This is a genomic window from Pseudoalteromonas sp. bablab_jr010, from assembly GCF_016464105.1.
Taxonomy (GTDB): Bacteria; Pseudomonadota; Gammaproteobacteria; order Enterobacterales; family Alteromonadaceae; genus Pseudoalteromonas; species Pseudoalteromonas simplex.
This window is the reverse complement of the sequence record NZ_JACDWV010000029.1, coordinates 13,824-31,110: the sequence shown is the minus strand read 5'-3', so window position 1 is coordinate 31,110 and position 17,287 is coordinate 13,824. Positions and strand designations below refer to the sequence as shown.

The 17,287-nt window shown below is 43.1% G+C and carries 20 protein-coding genes; 10 read left to right on the top strand and 10 right to left on the bottom strand.

The genetic code is table 11. The annotated features are described in order from the left end of the window. Nucleotides 1-48: 48 nt before the first annotated feature. From JIG37_RS00830 to JIG37_RS00815, 4 genes are read left to right on the top strand one after another with little or no spacing between them, the layout of a single operon-like run. The gene (locus JIG37_RS00830; RefSeq protein ID WP_054554415.1) at nucleotides 49-453 is read left to right on the top strand and encodes a DUF3224 domain-containing protein; all 405 of its coding nucleotides are present in this window, start codon (nucleotides 49-51) and stop codon (nucleotides 451-453) included. 1 nt (nucleotide 454) lies between these two features. Further along, nucleotides 455-634, top strand: coding sequence for a DUF4177 domain-containing protein (locus JIG37_RS00825; RefSeq protein WP_054554414.1), 180 nt, complete (start codon nucleotides 455-457; stop codon nucleotides 632-634). After that, complete coding sequence (locus JIG37_RS00820; RefSeq protein WP_199528402.1) at nucleotides 634-1,251, top strand: LysE family translocator; 618 nt, start codon at nucleotides 634-636, stop codon at nucleotides 1,249-1,251. Before JIG37_RS00825 ends, JIG37_RS00820 begins: the two co-directional genes overlap by 1 nt. 10 nt (nucleotides 1,252-1,261) lie before the next feature. Then, entirely contained in the window at nucleotides 1,262-1,804 is a 543-nt protein-coding gene (locus JIG37_RS00815; protein WP_199528423.1) for a PH domain-containing protein, read from the top strand. Here the strand turns inward: JIG37_RS00815 and JIG37_RS00810 are convergent. Further along, nucleotides 1,801-3,591, bottom strand: coding sequence for an alkaline phosphatase D family protein (locus tag JIG37_RS00810; RefSeq protein ID WP_199528401.1), 1,791 nt, complete (start codon nucleotides 3,589-3,591; stop codon nucleotides 1,801-1,803). The two genes, JIG37_RS00815 and JIG37_RS00810, sit on opposite strands and share 4 nt — an antisense overlap. Nucleotides 3,592-3,653: 62 nt before the next feature. Then, nucleotides 3,654-3,998: a rhodanese-like domain-containing protein gene (locus tag JIG37_RS00805; RefSeq protein WP_054554408.1), complete on the bottom strand. Its 345-nt coding sequence runs from the start codon at nucleotides 3,996-3,998 to the stop codon at nucleotides 3,654-3,656. A 145-nt stretch (nucleotides 3,999-4,143) separates the two neighbouring features. Between JIG37_RS00805 and JIG37_RS00800 the strand changes: the two genes are divergently transcribed. The 3 genes from JIG37_RS00800 to JIG37_RS00790 are packed head-to-tail and all read left to right on the top strand — an operon-like array spanning nucleotide 4,144 to nucleotide 8,791. Continuing rightward, on the top strand, nucleotides 4,144-4,449 hold the full coding sequence (locus JIG37_RS00800) for a metalloregulator ArsR/SmtB family transcription factor (RefSeq protein WP_054554407.1): 306 nt from the start codon (nucleotides 4,144-4,146) through the stop codon (nucleotides 4,447-4,449). Nucleotides 4,450-4,452: 3 nt separating this feature from the next. After that, nucleotides 4,453-7,740, top strand: coding sequence for an efflux RND transporter permease subunit (locus JIG37_RS00795; RefSeq protein WP_199528400.1), 3,288 nt, complete (start codon nucleotides 4,453-4,455; stop codon nucleotides 7,738-7,740). Beyond that, nucleotides 7,730-8,791 (top strand): efflux RND transporter periplasmic adaptor subunit, encoded by a 1,062-nt coding sequence (locus JIG37_RS00790; protein ID WP_199528399.1) that lies wholly within the window; start codon nucleotides 7,730-7,732, stop codon nucleotides 8,789-8,791. Before JIG37_RS00795 ends, JIG37_RS00790 begins: the two co-directional genes overlap by 11 nt. On the opposite strand, the gene JIG37_RS00785 is transcribed toward JIG37_RS00790, so the two are convergent. From JIG37_RS00785 to JIG37_RS00775, 3 genes are read right to left on the bottom strand one after another with little or no spacing between them, the layout of a single operon-like run. After that, complete coding sequence (locus JIG37_RS00785) at nucleotides 8,784-9,461, bottom strand: nitroreductase family protein (protein ID WP_187490164.1); 678 nt, start codon at nucleotides 9,459-9,461, stop codon at nucleotides 8,784-8,786. The genes JIG37_RS00790 and JIG37_RS00785 overlap by 8 nt on opposite strands. A 29-nt stretch (nucleotides 9,462-9,490) precedes the next feature. After that, entirely contained in the window at nucleotides 9,491-9,853 is a 363-nt protein-coding gene (locus tag JIG37_RS00780) for a DUF5329 domain-containing protein (RefSeq protein ID WP_054554403.1), read from the bottom strand. An 8-nt stretch (nucleotides 9,854-9,861) separates the two neighbouring features. Beyond that, a complete protein-coding gene (locus tag JIG37_RS00775; protein ID WP_054554402.1) occupies nucleotides 9,862-10,716 on the bottom strand; it encodes an endonuclease/exonuclease/phosphatase family protein in 855 nt (284 codons plus the stop codon). A gap of 175 nt (nucleotides 10,717-10,891) precedes the next feature. Between JIG37_RS00775 and JIG37_RS00770 the strand changes: the two genes are divergently transcribed. After that, the gene (locus tag JIG37_RS00770; RefSeq protein WP_054554401.1) at nucleotides 10,892-11,206 is read left to right on the top strand and encodes a Bor family protein; all 315 of its coding nucleotides are present in this window, start codon (nucleotides 10,892-10,894) and stop codon (nucleotides 11,204-11,206) included. Then, nucleotides 11,203-11,526, top strand: a complete 324-nt coding sequence (locus JIG37_RS00765) for a hypothetical protein (RefSeq protein WP_054554400.1) — start codon at nucleotides 11,203-11,205, stop codon at nucleotides 11,524-11,526. The genes JIG37_RS00770 and JIG37_RS00765 overlap by 4 nt, the downstream gene beginning before the upstream one ends. Here JIG37_RS00765 and JIG37_RS00760 read toward each other — a convergent pair whose 3' ends face one another. Genes JIG37_RS00760 through JIG37_RS00745 form a run of 4 tightly spaced genes read right to left on the bottom strand, consistent with a single transcriptional unit; the run spans nucleotide 11,527 to nucleotide 15,390 of the window. Further along, nucleotides 11,527-12,765, bottom strand: coding sequence for an ABC transporter permease (locus JIG37_RS00760; RefSeq protein ID WP_199528398.1), 1,239 nt, complete (start codon nucleotides 12,763-12,765; stop codon nucleotides 11,527-11,529). Continuing rightward, nucleotides 12,758-13,465 (bottom strand): ABC transporter ATP-binding protein, encoded by a 708-nt coding sequence (locus JIG37_RS00755; RefSeq protein WP_138618388.1) that lies wholly within the window; start codon nucleotides 13,463-13,465, stop codon nucleotides 12,758-12,760. The genes JIG37_RS00760 and JIG37_RS00755 overlap by 8 nt, the downstream gene beginning before the upstream one ends. After that, a complete protein-coding gene (locus JIG37_RS00750) occupies nucleotides 13,465-14,631 on the bottom strand; it encodes an efflux RND transporter periplasmic adaptor subunit (protein WP_054554397.1) in 1,167 nt (388 codons plus the stop codon). Before JIG37_RS00750 ends, JIG37_RS00755 begins: the two co-directional genes overlap by 1 nt. 48 nt (nucleotides 14,632-14,679) lie before the next feature. Continuing rightward, a complete protein-coding gene (locus JIG37_RS00745) occupies nucleotides 14,680-15,390 on the bottom strand; it encodes a YIP1 family protein (RefSeq protein WP_054554396.1) in 711 nt (236 codons plus the stop codon). A gap of 170 nt (nucleotides 15,391-15,560) precedes the next feature. Here JIG37_RS00745 and JIG37_RS00740 point away from each other — a divergent pair, with 170 nt between their 5' ends. Further along, nucleotides 15,561-16,454, top strand: coding sequence for an aldo/keto reductase (locus JIG37_RS00740; protein WP_138601069.1), 894 nt, complete (start codon nucleotides 15,561-15,563; stop codon nucleotides 16,452-16,454). A gap of 65 nt (nucleotides 16,455-16,519) precedes the next feature. On the opposite strand, the gene JIG37_RS00735 is transcribed toward JIG37_RS00740, so the two are convergent. Beyond that, nucleotides 16,520-17,197 carry a TorF family putative porin gene (locus tag JIG37_RS00735; protein WP_199528397.1) on the bottom strand — a complete coding sequence of 226 codons (678 nt, stop codon included), beginning with the start codon at nucleotides 17,195-17,197 and terminating at the stop codon, nucleotides 16,520-16,522. Nucleotides 17,198-17,287: the final 90 nt, after the last annotated feature.

Sequence of the window (17,287 nt, the reverse complement as noted above, 5' to 3'; positions counted from 1 at the left end):
GATATGGTTATCAATGCTCTAAAAATCAACAGTTATTAAGGGATTAGTATGGAATCTACAACGATCAGTGGTCAATTCACCGTAAAGTTAAACCCAATTGGCGGCTATGCCACAGGGCAAGATGGCGTAAATTTGGGACGCATGTCGATTGATAAACAGTTTTCAGGTCCATTAGAAGCAACAAGCCAAGGCGAAATGCTCAGTGCCATGACTGCAACTCAGGGCAGTGCAGGTTATGTAGCGATAGAGCAAGTTGTTGGTAGCTTAGAAGGTAAGCAAGGCAGTTTTGTGCTGCAACATTTTGGCACCATGGATAAAGGGGCTGACCGATTGATTTTAGAAGTGGTACCAGACTCAGGCGCAGGTGAACTTGAAGGTATTTCTGGTAAAATGGCAATTCGAATTGAATCGGGTATTCATCATTATGACTTTGAATACCAACTGACGGACTAACATGCAAAAAGTTGTAGAGTTTAAAAAGAAACGCTTTTTTGGCGGCATCGATATTGATGCATTAAATCAACGAGTGTTCGAATTAGGACAAGCTGGCTGGCAAGTCAAAACCATCACTACAGCAACAGGGGTTTATGGTCAGATAACATCCGTTTTATTGCTAATCGAGAATAACGAATAATGACACTAACTGAGTGGTTGAGTTTAGTTTTAATTTGCGTGATGGGAGCGATGTCGCCGGGGCCGAGTTTAGCTGTGGTTTTAAAGCACAGTTTACATGGCGGTATGAAGAATGGCATGTTAGCGGCGTTAAGCCATGGTATTGGGGTTGGCTTTTATGCGTGTGCCTCGTTACTTGGTTTAGGTGCGCTGATGACTCAGTTGCCAACGCTTTATCAAGTGCTGGTCTATGGCGGTGCAGCCTATCTCGCATATTTGGGTATTCGTATTTTGTTAGCTAAACCTAGCTCGCAAACATTGAATGTTGAGCAGACTAAGCCGAGTCCTCGTAGCGCATTGCAAGATGGCTTTGCTATTGCCTTTTTAAACCCAAAACTTGCGGTGTTCTTTTTAGCACTGTTTTCGCAATTTATTGATCCTGAAAAGCTGACTTTGCAAGTTGGTTTAATCATGTGTTTAACGGTATTTGTGCTTGATACGGGCTGGTATCTAGTTGTTGCACTGTTAACCGACATATCAAAAAAGCGTTTTGGTTTCACCAAGACAAATCCATGGCTCGAAAAATTGTTAGGGGTTATCTTTATTGCCTTAGCTGTTCGCGTTGTAGTCAGTTTATAGGGAGCCTATGATGACAGAAACCAGTTTATTGAGTGCCAGCTTTGATCCAAAAGTAAAACAGTATTGGTTATTACTGGGTATTTTTACCTGTGTGATTAGTATGGTAGGGATCCCTTTCATTCCCATTGTTGCGTTAATAATCTGGCTGGTGGCAGGGCGTATTTTAGCGGCGATGTCAGCCACGTTGTTAACACGTAAGTTAGTGGTAAAACGCGGTGTCTTCTTTAAAGAAGAAAAATCGATCCCACTTGAAAAAATAACCGATGTAGCACTTAGCCAAGGCCCTTTAATGCGCCAATTTGGTCTTTATCGACTGAGCTTTGAAACGGCAGGTCAATCAGGGCAAGGTGCATTAGTATCATTGCTCGGAGTGGTTGATGCAGAGACGTTTCGCGAGGCAATCTTAAAACAAAAAGATGAGATGACTCAAAGCAGCAGTATTAAAGCTGAGCATCAACCTGAAGATAGTCAGTTAGAACTGCTGCGTTCACTTACTTATAGCGTAAAAAACATTGAGCAAATGTTAGTTACGCTATTAGATGAAAAGCGTTAAGCCATTTGTAAAGTAGGGTTACCAGCTTGTACGCTGAGCGCTTTTTGACGCTCGCTAAGCAGTGTGTAATCGGCTGTTTTAACGCTACTTACATAATGCCACTGGGCAAGCGCTTGTTGTTGAGTAAAGGTGACGGTTAAGTAGCCGCGTTCAACTAAGTTATTGTAAGCTAGGTCGTTAACCAATAATGCAATGACTTGCTCAATTTGTGCGACAGCTTCGCTCGATTGCGTATTTAACGCTAAGTAGTTCTCAAGACCTGGTGATGAAACCGAAGATGTTGCAAATTCAACACCAGCTGCGGCTTTAGCAGAAACAGGATTGCTTGCATCAGTGACTAATTGTCCTGCCCAACTGTTATGCGTATCACCTGCCAAAACGACCAAATTCTTTTGTGCTGCAATTGCAGTCCCAAGTATTTGCTCGCGCTCATAAGCATAGCCATCCCATGCGTCAAGATTATAAGGTGCTGTTGTTTCTACACGTGCTCGCTGTTCACTAGTAACCGTTGGATCGCCAGCTAATACGCGCCCTTTAATTTGCGCAAGCTCACTAAATAATGTGTTTGCTTGAGCAAGTAATGCCGAGGGATCAGCACCGTTTGCTTGAGTCACTTGAATATTCATTAGTAACTGTAAAATCTCGAGTGGCAAATGCATTTTGGTCATCAGCACCTGTTGCCCAAGTACTTGCCATTGTGTTGTTGCTGTCGTTAAACCATCAGTCAGCCATGTAAGTTGCTCGTTACCTAATAAAGCACGAGTAGGTGAGCTAATTGCTGCAACAAAGTCAGTTTGTCCTTGGCTGCTGGTTAAGTCGAAATCCGCATAATTAACTTGCTCGTCGCGCGCCAAAACACGGGTATCGAGCATGTGTAATGACACTAAATTACCAAACTCAAAGCGTCGATAAATACGTTCTTTATCGGCAACATTACGGATAGGCATCCATTCAAAGTATGCTTGTAGCGCATGCATTTTGCGCTCGCTAAATTCACCTTCGCCGTCGTTGTGATTTTCAGCGCCACTATGCCATGTATCATTAGTTATTTCATGGTCGTCCCAAACAGTAATAAATGCACAATGACTATGGGCAGCTTGCAGGTTTTCGTCTTTACGATAATGGGCGTAACGTTTGCGATAATCCGCTAAAGAAATGATTTCATCGCTATTGTCATCAGGTAATAAACGGCCAAGTTCGGCGGCATCTTCAGTGGCATAACCCGTATTACCATATTCATAGATGTAGTCACCTAGGTGCAGTACTGCATCTAAATCGGTTTGTTTTGCGATTTCGCCATACACATGGAAGTAGCCTGCAGGATAGTTAGCGCAAGAGACAACGGCAAATTTTACTTGTTCTATGTTGTCGGTTGGAAGTGTTTTACCTGCTCCAGTGGGTGAGGTTTTACCATTACTTATGAAGCGGTAGTAATAGGTGGTGTTGGCATCGAGACCTTGCAGATCAACTTTTAAGGTGAAGTCAGTTGCATCGCTTACCTGTGTTTCGCCATCATGGCTAATGGTTGTAAAGTTAGCATCTGTTGAGGCTTGCCAAACTACGTTAACACTCGTGACGTTTTCAAGAGGTGTTATGCGAGTCCAAATAATGAGGCTGTCAGCGAGCGGGTCGCCACTGGCAACACCGTGATCAAAGCTGACAGGGATTTGCTTTGTAGTTTCGTCATCATCGTCATTAAGACTACAGCCCGTTAAACCAAAAGATAAAACGGCGGCTCCAAAACCAGCCGCCGATGCTTTTAAAAAGCGTCTGCGCGTAAAAGTCATTGCTCTGTACCTATAAGTAGAAAAGTACGAGCTTATCCGACCAGTGTTACTGTTCTATGAAGTTAAAACACCTGACAAATTTGTTCTGTATTACAGGTGATTACAGTGACATTTTCGTAACCAACACGAGTCAGTGCTTCGGCACTCAGTGTGGCGCGGGCACTACTTGCACAGTGTAAGTAAATGGGCCTTGCAGGATCTTTTTCAATTTCCATTAATTTCATTTCAAGTACACCACGTGGGATATTAATTGCACCTGTCGCTGCTTTAGTTGCGTGCTCAGCAGGCTCACGTACGTCAATTAATAAACCATGGTTTTCGCTTAGCTCTTGTTTTGCTTGGTCAGCGCTAATGCGGCGCTGGTTTGGGGCAACAATTTTCATTAAGTCAGGAATTGGTGTCAGCATACTAATCCTCCATGCCAAGTTTTCGTAAAAGGGTGATGTATTTAATATATTAGATAACACTATATTAGTAAATTCTAATATTAGACTTTTCTAATATATCAATCTATACTTTAGCGGCATTTTAAGAATATAGAGTAGTGTGAATATGAACATCGATTTTGCGGCTATGGCCGACAATGTGGAGCAAGCAGAGCAAATGCTAAAGATATTGGCGAATAAAAATCGCTTGATGATCTTATGTTCGCTGCAAGATGGTGAAATGAGCGTGAGCGAATTAAACGAAGCTGTGCCGTTGGCGCAGTCTGCATTATCGCAACACTTAGCGGCGCTGAGAAAAGCTCAGATAGTTGCTACTCGACGCGAAAGCCAAACTATCTATTATCGCGTGGTTGATGAAAATGTAGTATCGATCCTAGCAACTCTATATGGCTTATTTTGCAAAGGTAATTAAGCAGTGAGTGCTATCGATAATGCTGTTAAAAACAGCTTGAGCGGCCGCCTTCCTGTTATTATTTTTATTATGTCGGTGTTGCTTGGCTTAATGGCATTAAAGCAAACCCCTCGTGAAGAGGAACCGCAAATTGTGGTTCCTATGCTTGATATATATGTAGCAGCACCAAACGTTGAAGCGCCAGAAGTAGCCAGGCTGGTAACAGAGCCATTGGAGAAGTTATTGGCGCAGTTAACGGGTGTTGAGCATATTTACTCAACTACACAAAGTAATGCTGCTGTTGTCACTCTTCGTTTTGAAGTCGGTCACGATCGTGAGCAAGCTATTCTCGACACTTACGCTAAACTCTATAGCTATCAACACACGATGGCGTCAGTGATCAGCTCATGGCAAATCCGTCCGGTTGAAGTGAACGATGTGCCCATTGTGATGCTGGGCTTATTTAGTAAAGATCCAAAACTTTACGATGACTATCAACTAACCCGCTTTGCTAACGAAATCGCTAATAGTTTACAGCGCATCGAAAACACCAGCGAAGTGAAAGTGATTGCTGGTAGAACCCGTCAATTAACAATTAACCTTGATGCAAGCGCTCTTGCTGCCCATCAAACAACCCTAACTGATGTGTATTATGCGCTTAGCGTATCTAACCAATTAGTTAATGTGGGCAGTGTTGTTGAGGGAAAGCAGCAAATTGCCTTACAAGTGGGTGATGTTTTACGTTCTCAATCTGCGATAGAACGGCTTGTTGTCAACGTGGTAAACGGTAAGAGTGTTTACCTAAGTGATGTCGCCGAGGTGAGTGATGGTCCAAGCGAAGCACAAAGCTATCAATGGCTGGCTCATTCAGATAACCAACAACAACTTCCTTTAGTCACTATTAGTGTCGCTAAACAAGCTGGCACCAATGCGGTCGCTGTAGCCAACGAAGTGCACAGCATGATGGACAGTTTATCGGCTAATCTATTGCCAGATGAAGTGGGCTACACCGTACTGCGTGATTATGGCCAAACCGCGAACGAGAAAGTAAATAACCTTACCTCAAGCTTAGTGTTTGCGGTATTTACCGTGGTTATTTTTGTTGGCGTATTTTTAGGTTGGCGACCAGCGATTGTGGTTGGTTTGGCAGTGCCTATTTGCTACGGCATCACCCTGACACTTGATTTTGCCTTTGGCTATACAATTAACCGAGTCACACTGTTTGCACTAATCCTTTCTTTAGGTTTGTTGGTTGATGATCCAATTACTGGGATAGACAACATAAGTCGTTTTTTAACCCACAAAGGCGATAAAAAACAACGCATAGTTGATGCCATGAGCGAAATTCGTGTGGCGCTGTTTATGTCTACATTAACCATTATGGTGGCGTTTATCCCACTTGCGTTTATTACTGGCATGATGGGGCCGTACATGGCACCGATGGCATTCAATGTGCCAATTAGTGTAATGGTTTCGACCATAGTGGCATTTTTTGTTACGCCGTGGTTGGCAATGAAACTACTTAAAGCGCCAGTCGGTGACAGCGTTCAACTCGATGCCAATCAGCATGGTTTATATGAGCGCATATTATCACCATTACTTGAGTCTAAAGGCCGTGCCAAACTCGTTTTATGGACCACATTAGCCTTGTTTGTCGCCAGTGCCATGTTACCCGTAATGCGTGCAGTGCCTTTAAAGCTATTACCGTTTGATAATAAAAACGAGTTACAAGTTTTAATCGATATGCCAGAAGGTACAAGCCTGGAGCAAACCGCCGCTTTCACTCGACAAGTACAAACCATCACTTGGCAATTAAATGAAGTAAGCGAGGCGGCAGCCTACGTTGGTCAGCCATCAAGCATGGACTTTAATGGTATGGTGCGTGGTTATTATCGACGTGAAGCTGCTAATTTAGCTGAACTCAGAGTATTACTGCTCGATAAAACTGAGCGTGATCATCAATCTCATGGCGTGGTCATGCGCTTGCGTGCCGCATTAGCGCCACTGGCAACCGATGGCATTGTAATTAAAGTGGTTGAAGTGCCACCGGGTCCGCCGGTTTTAAGTACCTTAGTGGCTGAAGTTTACAGTGAGCCATTTGTTGATACAGACACGCACTATCAAGCAGCCCTTGCTGTTGCTGCAAGGTTAAAACAAGAGCCGCATGTGGTTGAAGTTGATACCAGTATTGCTGCCAATGCGCCCTTACAGCGTTTTATTACCGATAAAAGTAAAGCGTCATTGTCAGCGGTGTCTACGCAAGATATTGCCCAGACCTTAGCCATTGCTTCGCATGGGCAAAATGTTGGGGTGTTATATGTTAGCGGCGAAACAGACCCTGTCGATATAAAGTTACAACTGCCATATCAAGATCGTAACCAATTTGCTCAATTGCTGGCATTACAAGTTCGTGGTGATAGGGAGCTTGCAAAAACCAGTGATGAATTTGGGCTGCAAAGTGCACCGCGTCCGCTGGTGGCGCTCTCTGAGTTAGGTGAATTTCAGCATCAAGATGTTGCCAAGCCAATTATGCGTAAAGATCAGCGTAATGTTGTGTATGTAATGGCTGAGTTAAATGGGCGTACACCCGCTGAAATTATTGCTGACGTCAATGCTGACTTAGGCATTAGCGCTGACGAATTTAGCCAAACTGATTGGCAAATTAGGCACTTTTTCAATAATGGCGGTAGCCAAGCTTGGCAATTACCTGCTGGCACTGACGTGACCTTTAGTGGTGAAGGTGAATGGCGAATTACTATTGATGTATTCAGAGATATGGGGATTGCCTTTGCGTTTGCGCTAACAGCCATTTTCATCATCTTACGCATTCAAACAAACTCTGCCAGTTTGTCACTGATCATCATGTCGGCTATTCCATTAACCGTAATAGGGATCATGCCGGGCTTTTGGCTATTAAATCAATTTGGAGAGCGCAGCATTGCTGGTGCTCCAGAGCCGGTGCTATTCACTGCAACAGCCATGATTGGCATGATTGCACTTGCTGGTATTGTGGTTCGTAACTCACTTATTTTAGTTGAGTTTATTAATCAAGCTCGCGGCCAAGGTATGGCAATTAAACAGGCTTTGATTGCCGCAGGTACGGTGCGTATGCGCCCTGTGTTACTCACAGCGGGAACCACCTTATTAGGTAACTTGGTGATCACCCTAGATCCGGTATTTAGCGGTCTAGCGATTGCAATTATTTTTGGTATTGTGGCATCAACATTGTTCTCATTATTTGTTGTGCCACTGGTTTATTATTTAGTGTTTGCAAAGGATGCAGGTAAAGAGGAACAAGCTCATGCAGGGTAAATCAAAACTTACTGGCTCGATCATCGCGTTATCTGTGATCATTGTGGCGGTACTTTACATGGCGGGCAGTTTCTCTGATAAGCAAGCTGCAGGCATGAAAAACCCATCAGCAAATGATTACACTGGTCAGTTAGTGACAGTGACACTGGCAGATATTGCGCGTGATGAAGTTGTACCGGGCACCGTGATTGCAAAACAAAATACGCAAATCTCTTCTCGTGTAATGGCACAAGTTGAGCGTTTAAATGTACGCGCTGGCGATACTGTAAAACAAGGTGACGTGCTAATTACCTTGCAGCAAGATGACTTTAAAGCAGGGCTGGCTCAAAGCGAAGCACAAATAAATGCGATTAATGCATCGCTGACTCAAGCAGAGAAACAACTAAAGCGTATTAACGATTTATACAAGCAAGGTTTGGTATCTATTAGCGAATACGACGATGCAAAAGCAAGGTTCGATAATTTAACGGCGAACCTAGCGATTGCTAAACAGCAGCAAACACAAGCGCAAGTTGCACTGAGTTTTACGCAAATTAAAGCGCCAATTTCAGGTGTTGTGGTTGAGCGTTTTGCAGAGCCTGGCGATACCGCAACTCCTGGCACGCCATTACTCGCACTGTATAACCCACAACAATTGCAATTAGCATTTGATGTCAGAGAACAACAAGCAATTAAGTTGAATGTTGGTCAAACTCTAACGGTTAAACTACCTGCTTTATCTACGTCAATGCCTGCCACAGTGACAGAAATTGTGCCGGTTGCTGATAGTGCTGCGCGTAGTATGGAGATCCGTTTAGAAACAGATGCGCAAACTGGATTAATGCCAGGGCTTTATGCGCAATTACAATTACCGCTCGCCACTGAAAAAGGGGTGTTGATTGACTCAAGCTGGGTGTACCAATATGGCCAATTGAGTATGGTCTATTTACTTGAAAATAATCAGATAGTGCGTCGCTATGTGCGCCTTGGCGAAATGCTCGATGGCAAGCAGCACATCGTTTCAGGTTTAAACCCGGGTGATGTGCTGGCTGTTGAATTTAAAGCTAAATAAAGGTCGCTATTTCGTCTAGCGACTTTTTCACTAAGGCATGCTCAGGGATGGTTGCATCTGTGCCTGGGTAGCCTGCAATTAGCAGCATATAAGGGCGCTCATTATCTTTATCGCGGCCACAAATTTCGGTTAAAAAGCTCATTGGTTTTGGTGTATGCGTGAGGGTGGCAAGACCAGCTCTGTGTAGTGCTTGAATTAAAAAGCCTGTTGCTAGGCCAACAGATTCATGAACATAGTAATTGGTATTTTTGTCATCGGCAGAAATACCGCCTTTCTTTTGACTAAACACGGCAATTAGCCAAGGTGCATGCTCAAGGTAGGGCTTACTGGCATCGGTGCCAAGTGGTTTTAAGGCATCTAACCATTCTTCACCTGCGCGACCTTCATAAAATGAGCGCTCTAGTTTTTCAGCGGCTTCTCGAATTTGTTTTTTTACATCGCTGCTGTGTATTGCTACAAAGTGCCAAGGTTGATGGTTGGCGCCGCTCGGTGCAGTGCCAGCCGCTTTAATACAAGTTTCGATTATTTCTCTTGGCACTGGGCGGTCGCTAAAGCTACGAATACTGTGGCGACGCTGACTCACGGCTAAAAACTCTTCGGCGCGTTTTAACATCTCGTCATGAGGGTACTCAATAAAGTCATTAAGTGGCTGATTCTTGTGTTCTTGCATGGCTTTTCGCTTCTTGTGTGTTGATGATTTTAATTATGAATATGTTGGTTTCGACGGTACTCTTTTAATTCATTGCTTAACCAATCTTTTGCATTGATTAAGTTACCATTGCTGAGTTTAACTTTATAGGGCTTACCGCTCCATGAGCTTTTGCTCGCCAGATTTTCGATAAACTTTTCGGCAGTTTTTGCATAGCGGGTTGCTTTTCGATACTTCATAGCTAGGTGTTCGGCAGCATCTTGGCTTGAGTGCTCTGTGCCGTTGCGAATAAATACGGCATCACTCTTAGCGACAAAATCAATGAGGTGATTTATCTCTTGTTCTGGGGTCGCTGCATTACTGAATTGGCTAATGCTCAATAACATTAACGCGATAAACCAATATCCTTTCATTGTTATTTTCACTGTACTTTTTGCTCTATGGTCAAGGTTGCAATTATTGGATTATGATCTGAGCTTACAAGCTCAGGTACTATGGTTGTCTTTATTTTGACACCACGCACCCATACTTGGTCAAGTGCTAACCCAAATGCTTTGGTACGTTTATCATCTAAATAGATAGCTTCGTGCAAACCTAGCTGAGTCAATGTTTGCTGTAATAATGCTTGGCGCTCATCACTCCAAGTATTGAGATCACCGGCAAACACGATAGGCCCTTTGTGCGTTTGCATAATAGCAGCGGCATCGTCTAGCTGTTGTTTAAAGTCACTAACGCCAAAAGCAAAGTTAATGGCATGCAGGTTAATACTCAGTAATAACTGTTGATCTGGCAGCGCATATTCCACAATATTGGTGGCTTTTGGGCTACGTAGCCAAGGCTCTTTATGGGTGAGTGTACAATGCACAGTAGCTGGCCAGCGGCTGAGTGTCATAACTCCAGATTGCACGCCGCCACTCTTATACCCTTTAGCAAAGCGCCAATAGGGTTTGAGCTTTGTAAGCGAAGGTTCTTCGATAGCTTCTTGTAGTAACACAATATCAGCACCGGCATTTAGGTTTTGCAAATCTGTGAGTAAGCCATCTATTTGTGCTTTGTAGATATTCCAACTCAATAACTTGAACTGATAGGGCAAAATATAATGTTCAGCGTAAGTTTGCATACGACTTTGTGCTAACTGCTGTTGGCAATTAGCAAGGTTCACAGCGGTTTTGGTTATACCTTGTTGCTCATCAGAGCTAGGATCGCTTGAAAAGCTATACCAAGACAGCACACTCAAACACACAAGTAATAAAAATATACGCAGATATGCCGTCATAATGACCTTTAGTTACGTTCCTTGAGAGTTAGTCGTTGTTAGCCTCAGTTTAGTTCAAAGGCTAAATGTTAGAAACTGTAGTATTTTCTACAATTTCTATACGCTTTCTTACCCAAAATGAGTACTCATATTCTTATACTTACTGAGCTTAACAACTCAGACAAAGGAACTACTCATGAAACAAATGGCCTGTATGCTGCTTGCCTTATCGGTGACAGCGTGTTCATCAGTCACCATAGTGCCAGAAAAAACAACCAATAAATTAGCCACTAAAGCTGATTACCAAGATAGCCGCCCATTCTTTTTGTGGGGCCTCGTTGGTGAAGAGCGCGTTGATGTAAAGGCTATTTGCCAAGATAAAAAAGTTGCCCAAATGCAATCGCAACAAACATTCGCTGATGGCGCATTAGGACTCGTTACACTCGGAATTTATGCTCCTCACACAGTAAAAGTATGGTGTGAGCAACAAGCACAGGAGCAACAATTATGAAAAGCCTACTAGCAACAACTGTGTTAGTGGCAACCTTAAGTGGTTGCACAAATATCTACTTTGATAATGGCAGTGCTGCACAAGCCAATAAAGCGCCTGCAACAGAGCAATGGCATCATAACTTTGCCGCGGCGCTTTACGAAGGTTCAGAGCCTGTAGACTTATCAGAGGAGTGCCCTGATTCCGAATGGCAAACTGTTCACACTTATAAGTCGTTCACCAATGGTTTAGCTGAAGCTGCAGTAAACCAAGTTGGGCCTATTTGGTACCCGAAAACAGTTGAAATAAGCTGCGCTCAAGTACCTTATAAGCCAGACTAGTTATTCATAACGCAGTGCATCAATTGGGTTTAAGCGTGCAGCTTTAATAGCGGGCGCTAAGCCAAACACAATACCAATCAATGAAGTAAAGCCAAATGACAGCATAATCGCCCAACCCGGTATGTAGGCATCTGGCATGCTCGGCACTAAAACTGAAATTAGTGCCGCAGCACCGTAGCCTATCGCTAAACCAATTAAACCACCAAACAGTGATAGCACCACCGCTTCAACTAAAAATTGCAGCATAATAAAACCAGGTGTTGCCCCTAATGCTTTTAAAGTGCCGATCACACGCGTACGTTCTGTTACCGAAACCAGCATGATATTCATCACTCCGATACCACCAACTACCAGGCTGATACCTACGATCCCCGCGGTAATTGCGGTTGCACTTCCGGTAAATTTATCGATATTAGCACGGGCTTTTTCGGCGGTTTCAAACTCAAAGTCGTCATCTTCACCGTCTTTCAGTTTATGTAATTGACGTAAGAGGCGGCGAATTTTAGCCAGTACTTGCGCTTCGTTAGCATCGTCTTTCAAACGAAACATCATTTGTACATTGGTATCAACACTGCCGCCCTCTAGCGCACTCATGGTACTTATCGGAATATTAATGTAATCGTCTTGGTCAAAACCTAATAAACTACCTTGTTTTTCAGCAACACCAATAATGCGAAACCACTCACCACCGAGTTTGATATATTCACCTACAGGGTTTTCAGGCAGGTTAAGCTTTTCGATAATTGAAGGGCCAATAAACGCCACTCTACGGCGTTTTGCATCATCTTCTGCGCGAATAAATCGGCCGAGTTCTGGGTAGGTGCGGTAAGCTTTTTGGTAGTCTTGCTCTGTGCCCATTACCCGTGAAGCATGGCTTTTATTGCCATACTCTGCTGCACCCGAAAAGCGCCAAGTAAACATCAGTGCAGTAAAGGTTTCAGCTTCTTTCACGCGTGCTTTTAGAGTTAAAAAGTCGCTGTAGGTTAACTTTGCTTGTTGCCCTACCATTTCTTTTTCTACGCTAGTGTAAGGCTTTATATTGGTGACATCAGGAGACATGTCAGCAAGCTGATCATTAATTTGCTTGGTAAACCCTTGCATTACTGCTACCACGGTCACAACTGCAGCAACACCAATAATAATGCCCAAGCAGGTAAGGGCACTACGCATTGCATTGGCTTTAATTGCCATCAGTGCTGCTTTTGTGCCTTCCATTACAGCGATAGCAGATTTAAACATGTTGTCTTGCTCCTTCGCCTTTGCGGGTATCACTAACAACTTTGCCATCAACTAAACGAATAACACGTTGGCAGTGATCAGCAATATCTTGTTCGTGAGTAACCAAAATAATGGTGTGCCCTTCGTTATGAAGCTCATCAAACAGCGCCATGATTTCAGTGGTGGTTTTACTATCTAGGTTACCGGTAGGCTCATCACCAAGTAGAATATGGGGCTTAGTAACTAGTGCGCGAGCTATAGCGACACGTTGACGTTGACCACCAGAAAGTTGGCTTGAAAGGTGATTCACCTTATCGCCAAGACCAACCCGTTGTAATGATTCGAGCGCTTGTTGCTTTCGCTCTTTGGCTGAGATAAATCGATACACTAAGGGCTGCATAACATTTTCAAGGGCGGATGCTCGTGGTAATAAATTGAAACTTTGAAAAATAAAGCCAACACTTTCATTACGCTGATGAGCAAGCTCCGTTTCGGTCATGCGCTTTACGAGCTTATCTTTTAAATAGTAGTCACCACTGGTGGGAGTATCTAAGCAGCCAAGCAAGTTCATCAGGGTTGATTTACCTGAGCCGGAAGGGCCAATAATGGCAACATACTCATTTTGAGCAATTTCAATATTAATATCATCAAGGGCTTTGAAAACTTGTTCGCCCATTTTGTATTGTTTATTGATATTACTGAGTTTGATCACCACAGACATTAGCTAGCACCTTTTTCAGGGCTGTTTTTAACGGCTACCGTATCACCCTCTTTTAGTGAGCTAAGTGGTCTAGCTGGGCCGATAACAATACGATCTCCTTTTGCAACACCGCTGGTTAGTGCTTGTTCGATATCTGAAGAAATACCTACCGTAACAGCTGTTTTAGTTACTGTGTTATCTGCGTTAAGCTTCCAGACAAAGTAGCTATCATCCTCTTTTTGAATAGCTTCAATAGGCAGTTTTAAGCCGTTTTCGGCAATGCTTGTGGCGATTTCTGCGCGGCAGCTCATTCCGGCATAAAGCTGGCGGTCAGTGGCATCAAGCAGTACCTTGACTTTAAATGATAAGCCTTGTGAACCAGCTTGATTTTTTGCTGATGTGCCAATGTTTATGACTTTGCCAGTAAAAGGTTGATTTGGGTAAGCGGCAGCATAGATATCTGCATGTTGGTCTAGTTTGATACCAGCAATATCGGTTTCATCCACTCGAAGTTCGGCTAATATTGCGCTGGGGTCAGCTACTAGCATCAAGTCTGAGCCAATAATGTTGGTTGTTCCCGCAATAACGGTTTCACCTTCTTTAATATTTACCGAAGCAAGTAGGCCACTCATTGGAGCGCGAAACACGCTTTTATTTAAACGGTCTTCAGCAATCAATAGTGATGCTTGGGCTTGGTTGTAAGCTTCACGTTTTGCTTCAATATCTATTTTTGCTAAATCGCGGGCATTTTGTAGGTTTTCATACACTTCTTGGCCAGCAAGGCCCACTTCATAAAGCTCTTTTTGGCGGCTTAATTGGCGCTCAATATTTTTTAATCGGGTTTCGCTATGTTTAATATCGATTTCGGTCGCACGAAGCACGGCTTTATTGCGGGCAACTTCAGATTCAAACGCGGTCGTATCTAAGCGCATAAGAATATCGCCTTCAGTGACACTTTCGCCTTCTTCTACAAACACTTTCGCTACACGGCCAGTCACTTCTGAGCGCAGTTGCACTTGGGTGTTAAAAACTAGGTTACCAGAGGCTAAAATTGAATCGGCAATATTGCCTTGTTCAACTTCTGCAATATGCATTTCTGGTGCATCTTTATTGCCTGTGACTTGTTTTGAGATTAGTAAAGCGACAAATGCCGTAACAGCGAGGCCAATTATAATGGCTTTTTTCATCTTTCTTCCTTGGAAGTTAAGAGCGGCATATTGCCGCTCAAAGCAGAATTAAACGAGAGCGATTACAGTCCAAATACCGTAAATAACAATACTTGGTAAGGCTGCAAACAGTAGCGCCTTATTGAAAGTGAAATTAGTCCAGCTCTTTAAACCGATAGCTGCGATGAAAATACCCCAAATAGAAAAGATATTGAGACTTTCAAGTAAGGTGTAGAATGGGTGGCCAATTTCTAAACCAATTAAAAGTTGGTTAATCGAAGCATAGTTAAATAACGTCTGTGAGATTTGGTCGGTACTCGCAGTTAATACTAAGATGAGTAAACCTAGGCTTGAAATAATCATTGGCATCATAGTCCACACACCAAAGCCATACCACGCACCATAGCCATAATTAGCTTCTGGGTCTTGCTTAGATACAAATAGGTAGTAGCCTGCCATTAGAGCATTAATAACAGCCAAACCAATAATGCCACCAAACATAGCAAACCATACTTGCATATCTATGGTTTGCTCCATGCTTTGGCGAATCATTTTTTGTTCTGCAATGGTGGCATCAACACTGGCCGCTGCCACTTGTTGATCTATTAAAAACTGCGGGTCAGCCTTATTGTAAAAAGCAAACATGCTGGCAGCGAGAATGCCGGCAAGTAAAATAAAGGCAACAAAAGACCAACCTTTTGCCTCTTTTAAACCATTAAAGGCTTTGCTTGGGCTGATAAAAATATCAACCAAAGCAGTCATAACATTTGACGATTTCATTTTTTATTCCTTGTTTTATAACATTTGTTTTTAGGTACTAAAATATCCTGTTTAGTAACAAATTAGCAATCTATTTTGTAACTGTATGTTAACAGCTGTGATTGGTAAATCTGTGATATGGTTAAAGAGTTAATTTGAGTCGAATTTATTAGGAAAAGTAGGTCGTTATGGTGAATAACAATGATCGTTGTATTGATGAGTTGGTATTAGGGTTCTGGCGTTTGCTAGATTGGCAGATAACGCCCCAGCAATGCTTAAGTTTTTTAGAAAATGCAATTGAAATGGGGGTGTCACATACCGATCACGCTGACATTTACGGTGAATACGGTTGTGAAGCTGAATTTGGTAAAGCACTTAAACTAAAACCAAGTATTCGTGATGAAATCAAAATAATCACAAAGTGTGGTATCAAGCCTGCGTTTGCAAGCCTAGGGCTACAAGGCAAAGCAAATCATTATGATTCAAGTGCCGCGCATATTATTGCCTCGGCACAGCAGTCACTTAAAAACTTCAGCACTGATCGTTTAGATGTATTACTTATTCATCGCCCTGATTACTTGATGAACGCCGATGAAATGGCACAAGCATTTAATACCCTAAAAGCAAATGGTGATGTGCTTGACTTTGGTGTATCTAATTTTACCCCATCGCAACTTAGCTTGTTGCAGTCGCGTTTAGACTTTGAGCTTGTGACTAATCAAATTGAGTTTTCACCTTACGAGATGAAAGCCCTTGATGATGGCAGCTTAGACCAATGCCAATTACTTGATATCAAACCTATGCTTTGGTCTCCATTAGCTGGGGGGCGCTTATTCTCAAGTGAAGATGAAAAAGCGGTGCGTTTACGTGCAGTGTTGGAGCAGGTTGGGGCTGAAATTGGCGCCACAGCCATTGATCAGGTTGTTTATGCTTGGCTGTTAATGCACCCAAGTGCACCGTCTGTGGTACTTGGTACGGGTAATATTGAGCGTGTTAAATCAGCTGTTGACGCTAAGCAGCTTACTATGAACCGTGAACAATGGTATCGCATTTGGCAAGGATCAACTGGTCATAGTGTACCATAAGTGTATTGATATAAATGAGAAAAGGGCCTTAACGGCCCTTCGTGTTGCAGCAAGTAACACATTCTTTATAAAGTGAAGTCAACCGCGTAAGCGACGTACACTTTTACATCTGAACCATCAATGTCGTTGTCTGAAAGACCGAAAGTAAAGCCGTCTTTCGACACTGAAACACCGTAGTCGATGATGTTATCATCACCAATGAAATCCCCTGAGTAATGACCTAAGTGAAGGGCCATTTCTGCACCGGTACTGCCAACTGGGAAACTGTAGTCAGCATTTAAATATAGAGAGTCACCAAAATCTGTACCGTCACCGCTTGCTGCTGATGTTGCTAGGACTGCTGCACCAAAGGTGAAGCTACCCACGCTAATGCTACCGTAGATTTCAGAGAAGTCTGCATCTGTGTAAGATGCTGCATCTGGGTATGCATAATAAATGTAGCCAACATCGTAGCTAAAGGTTTCATTGATTTCACCGCCAAAACCAGCATAAAGGTCTAGCTCGTAAGTCATGTCGTCAGCCCAGCTAGCATTCGACACCCAAGTACCCGCATAAAAGCCAGATTCACTTGCGTAGTCGATACCACCTTGGATTGCAGCATCACCGCCGCCTTGCTCTTGACCACGCCATAAGTAGTTTGAAGTTGCCGCAGCGTTTGCTGTGACTTCTGCATAGCTATATGTTGAGCTCAAAGTTAATAGCGCAAGGGCGCTTGCTGCGACCGTTTTTTTTAGTTTTAGCATGTTTCTGTATCCTGTTGTTATGTTGATTTTGTCCCATTTTCAGATTGCAGTCTGGTTATTATTTGAGGACATTTTCTATGTGTTGTCTGG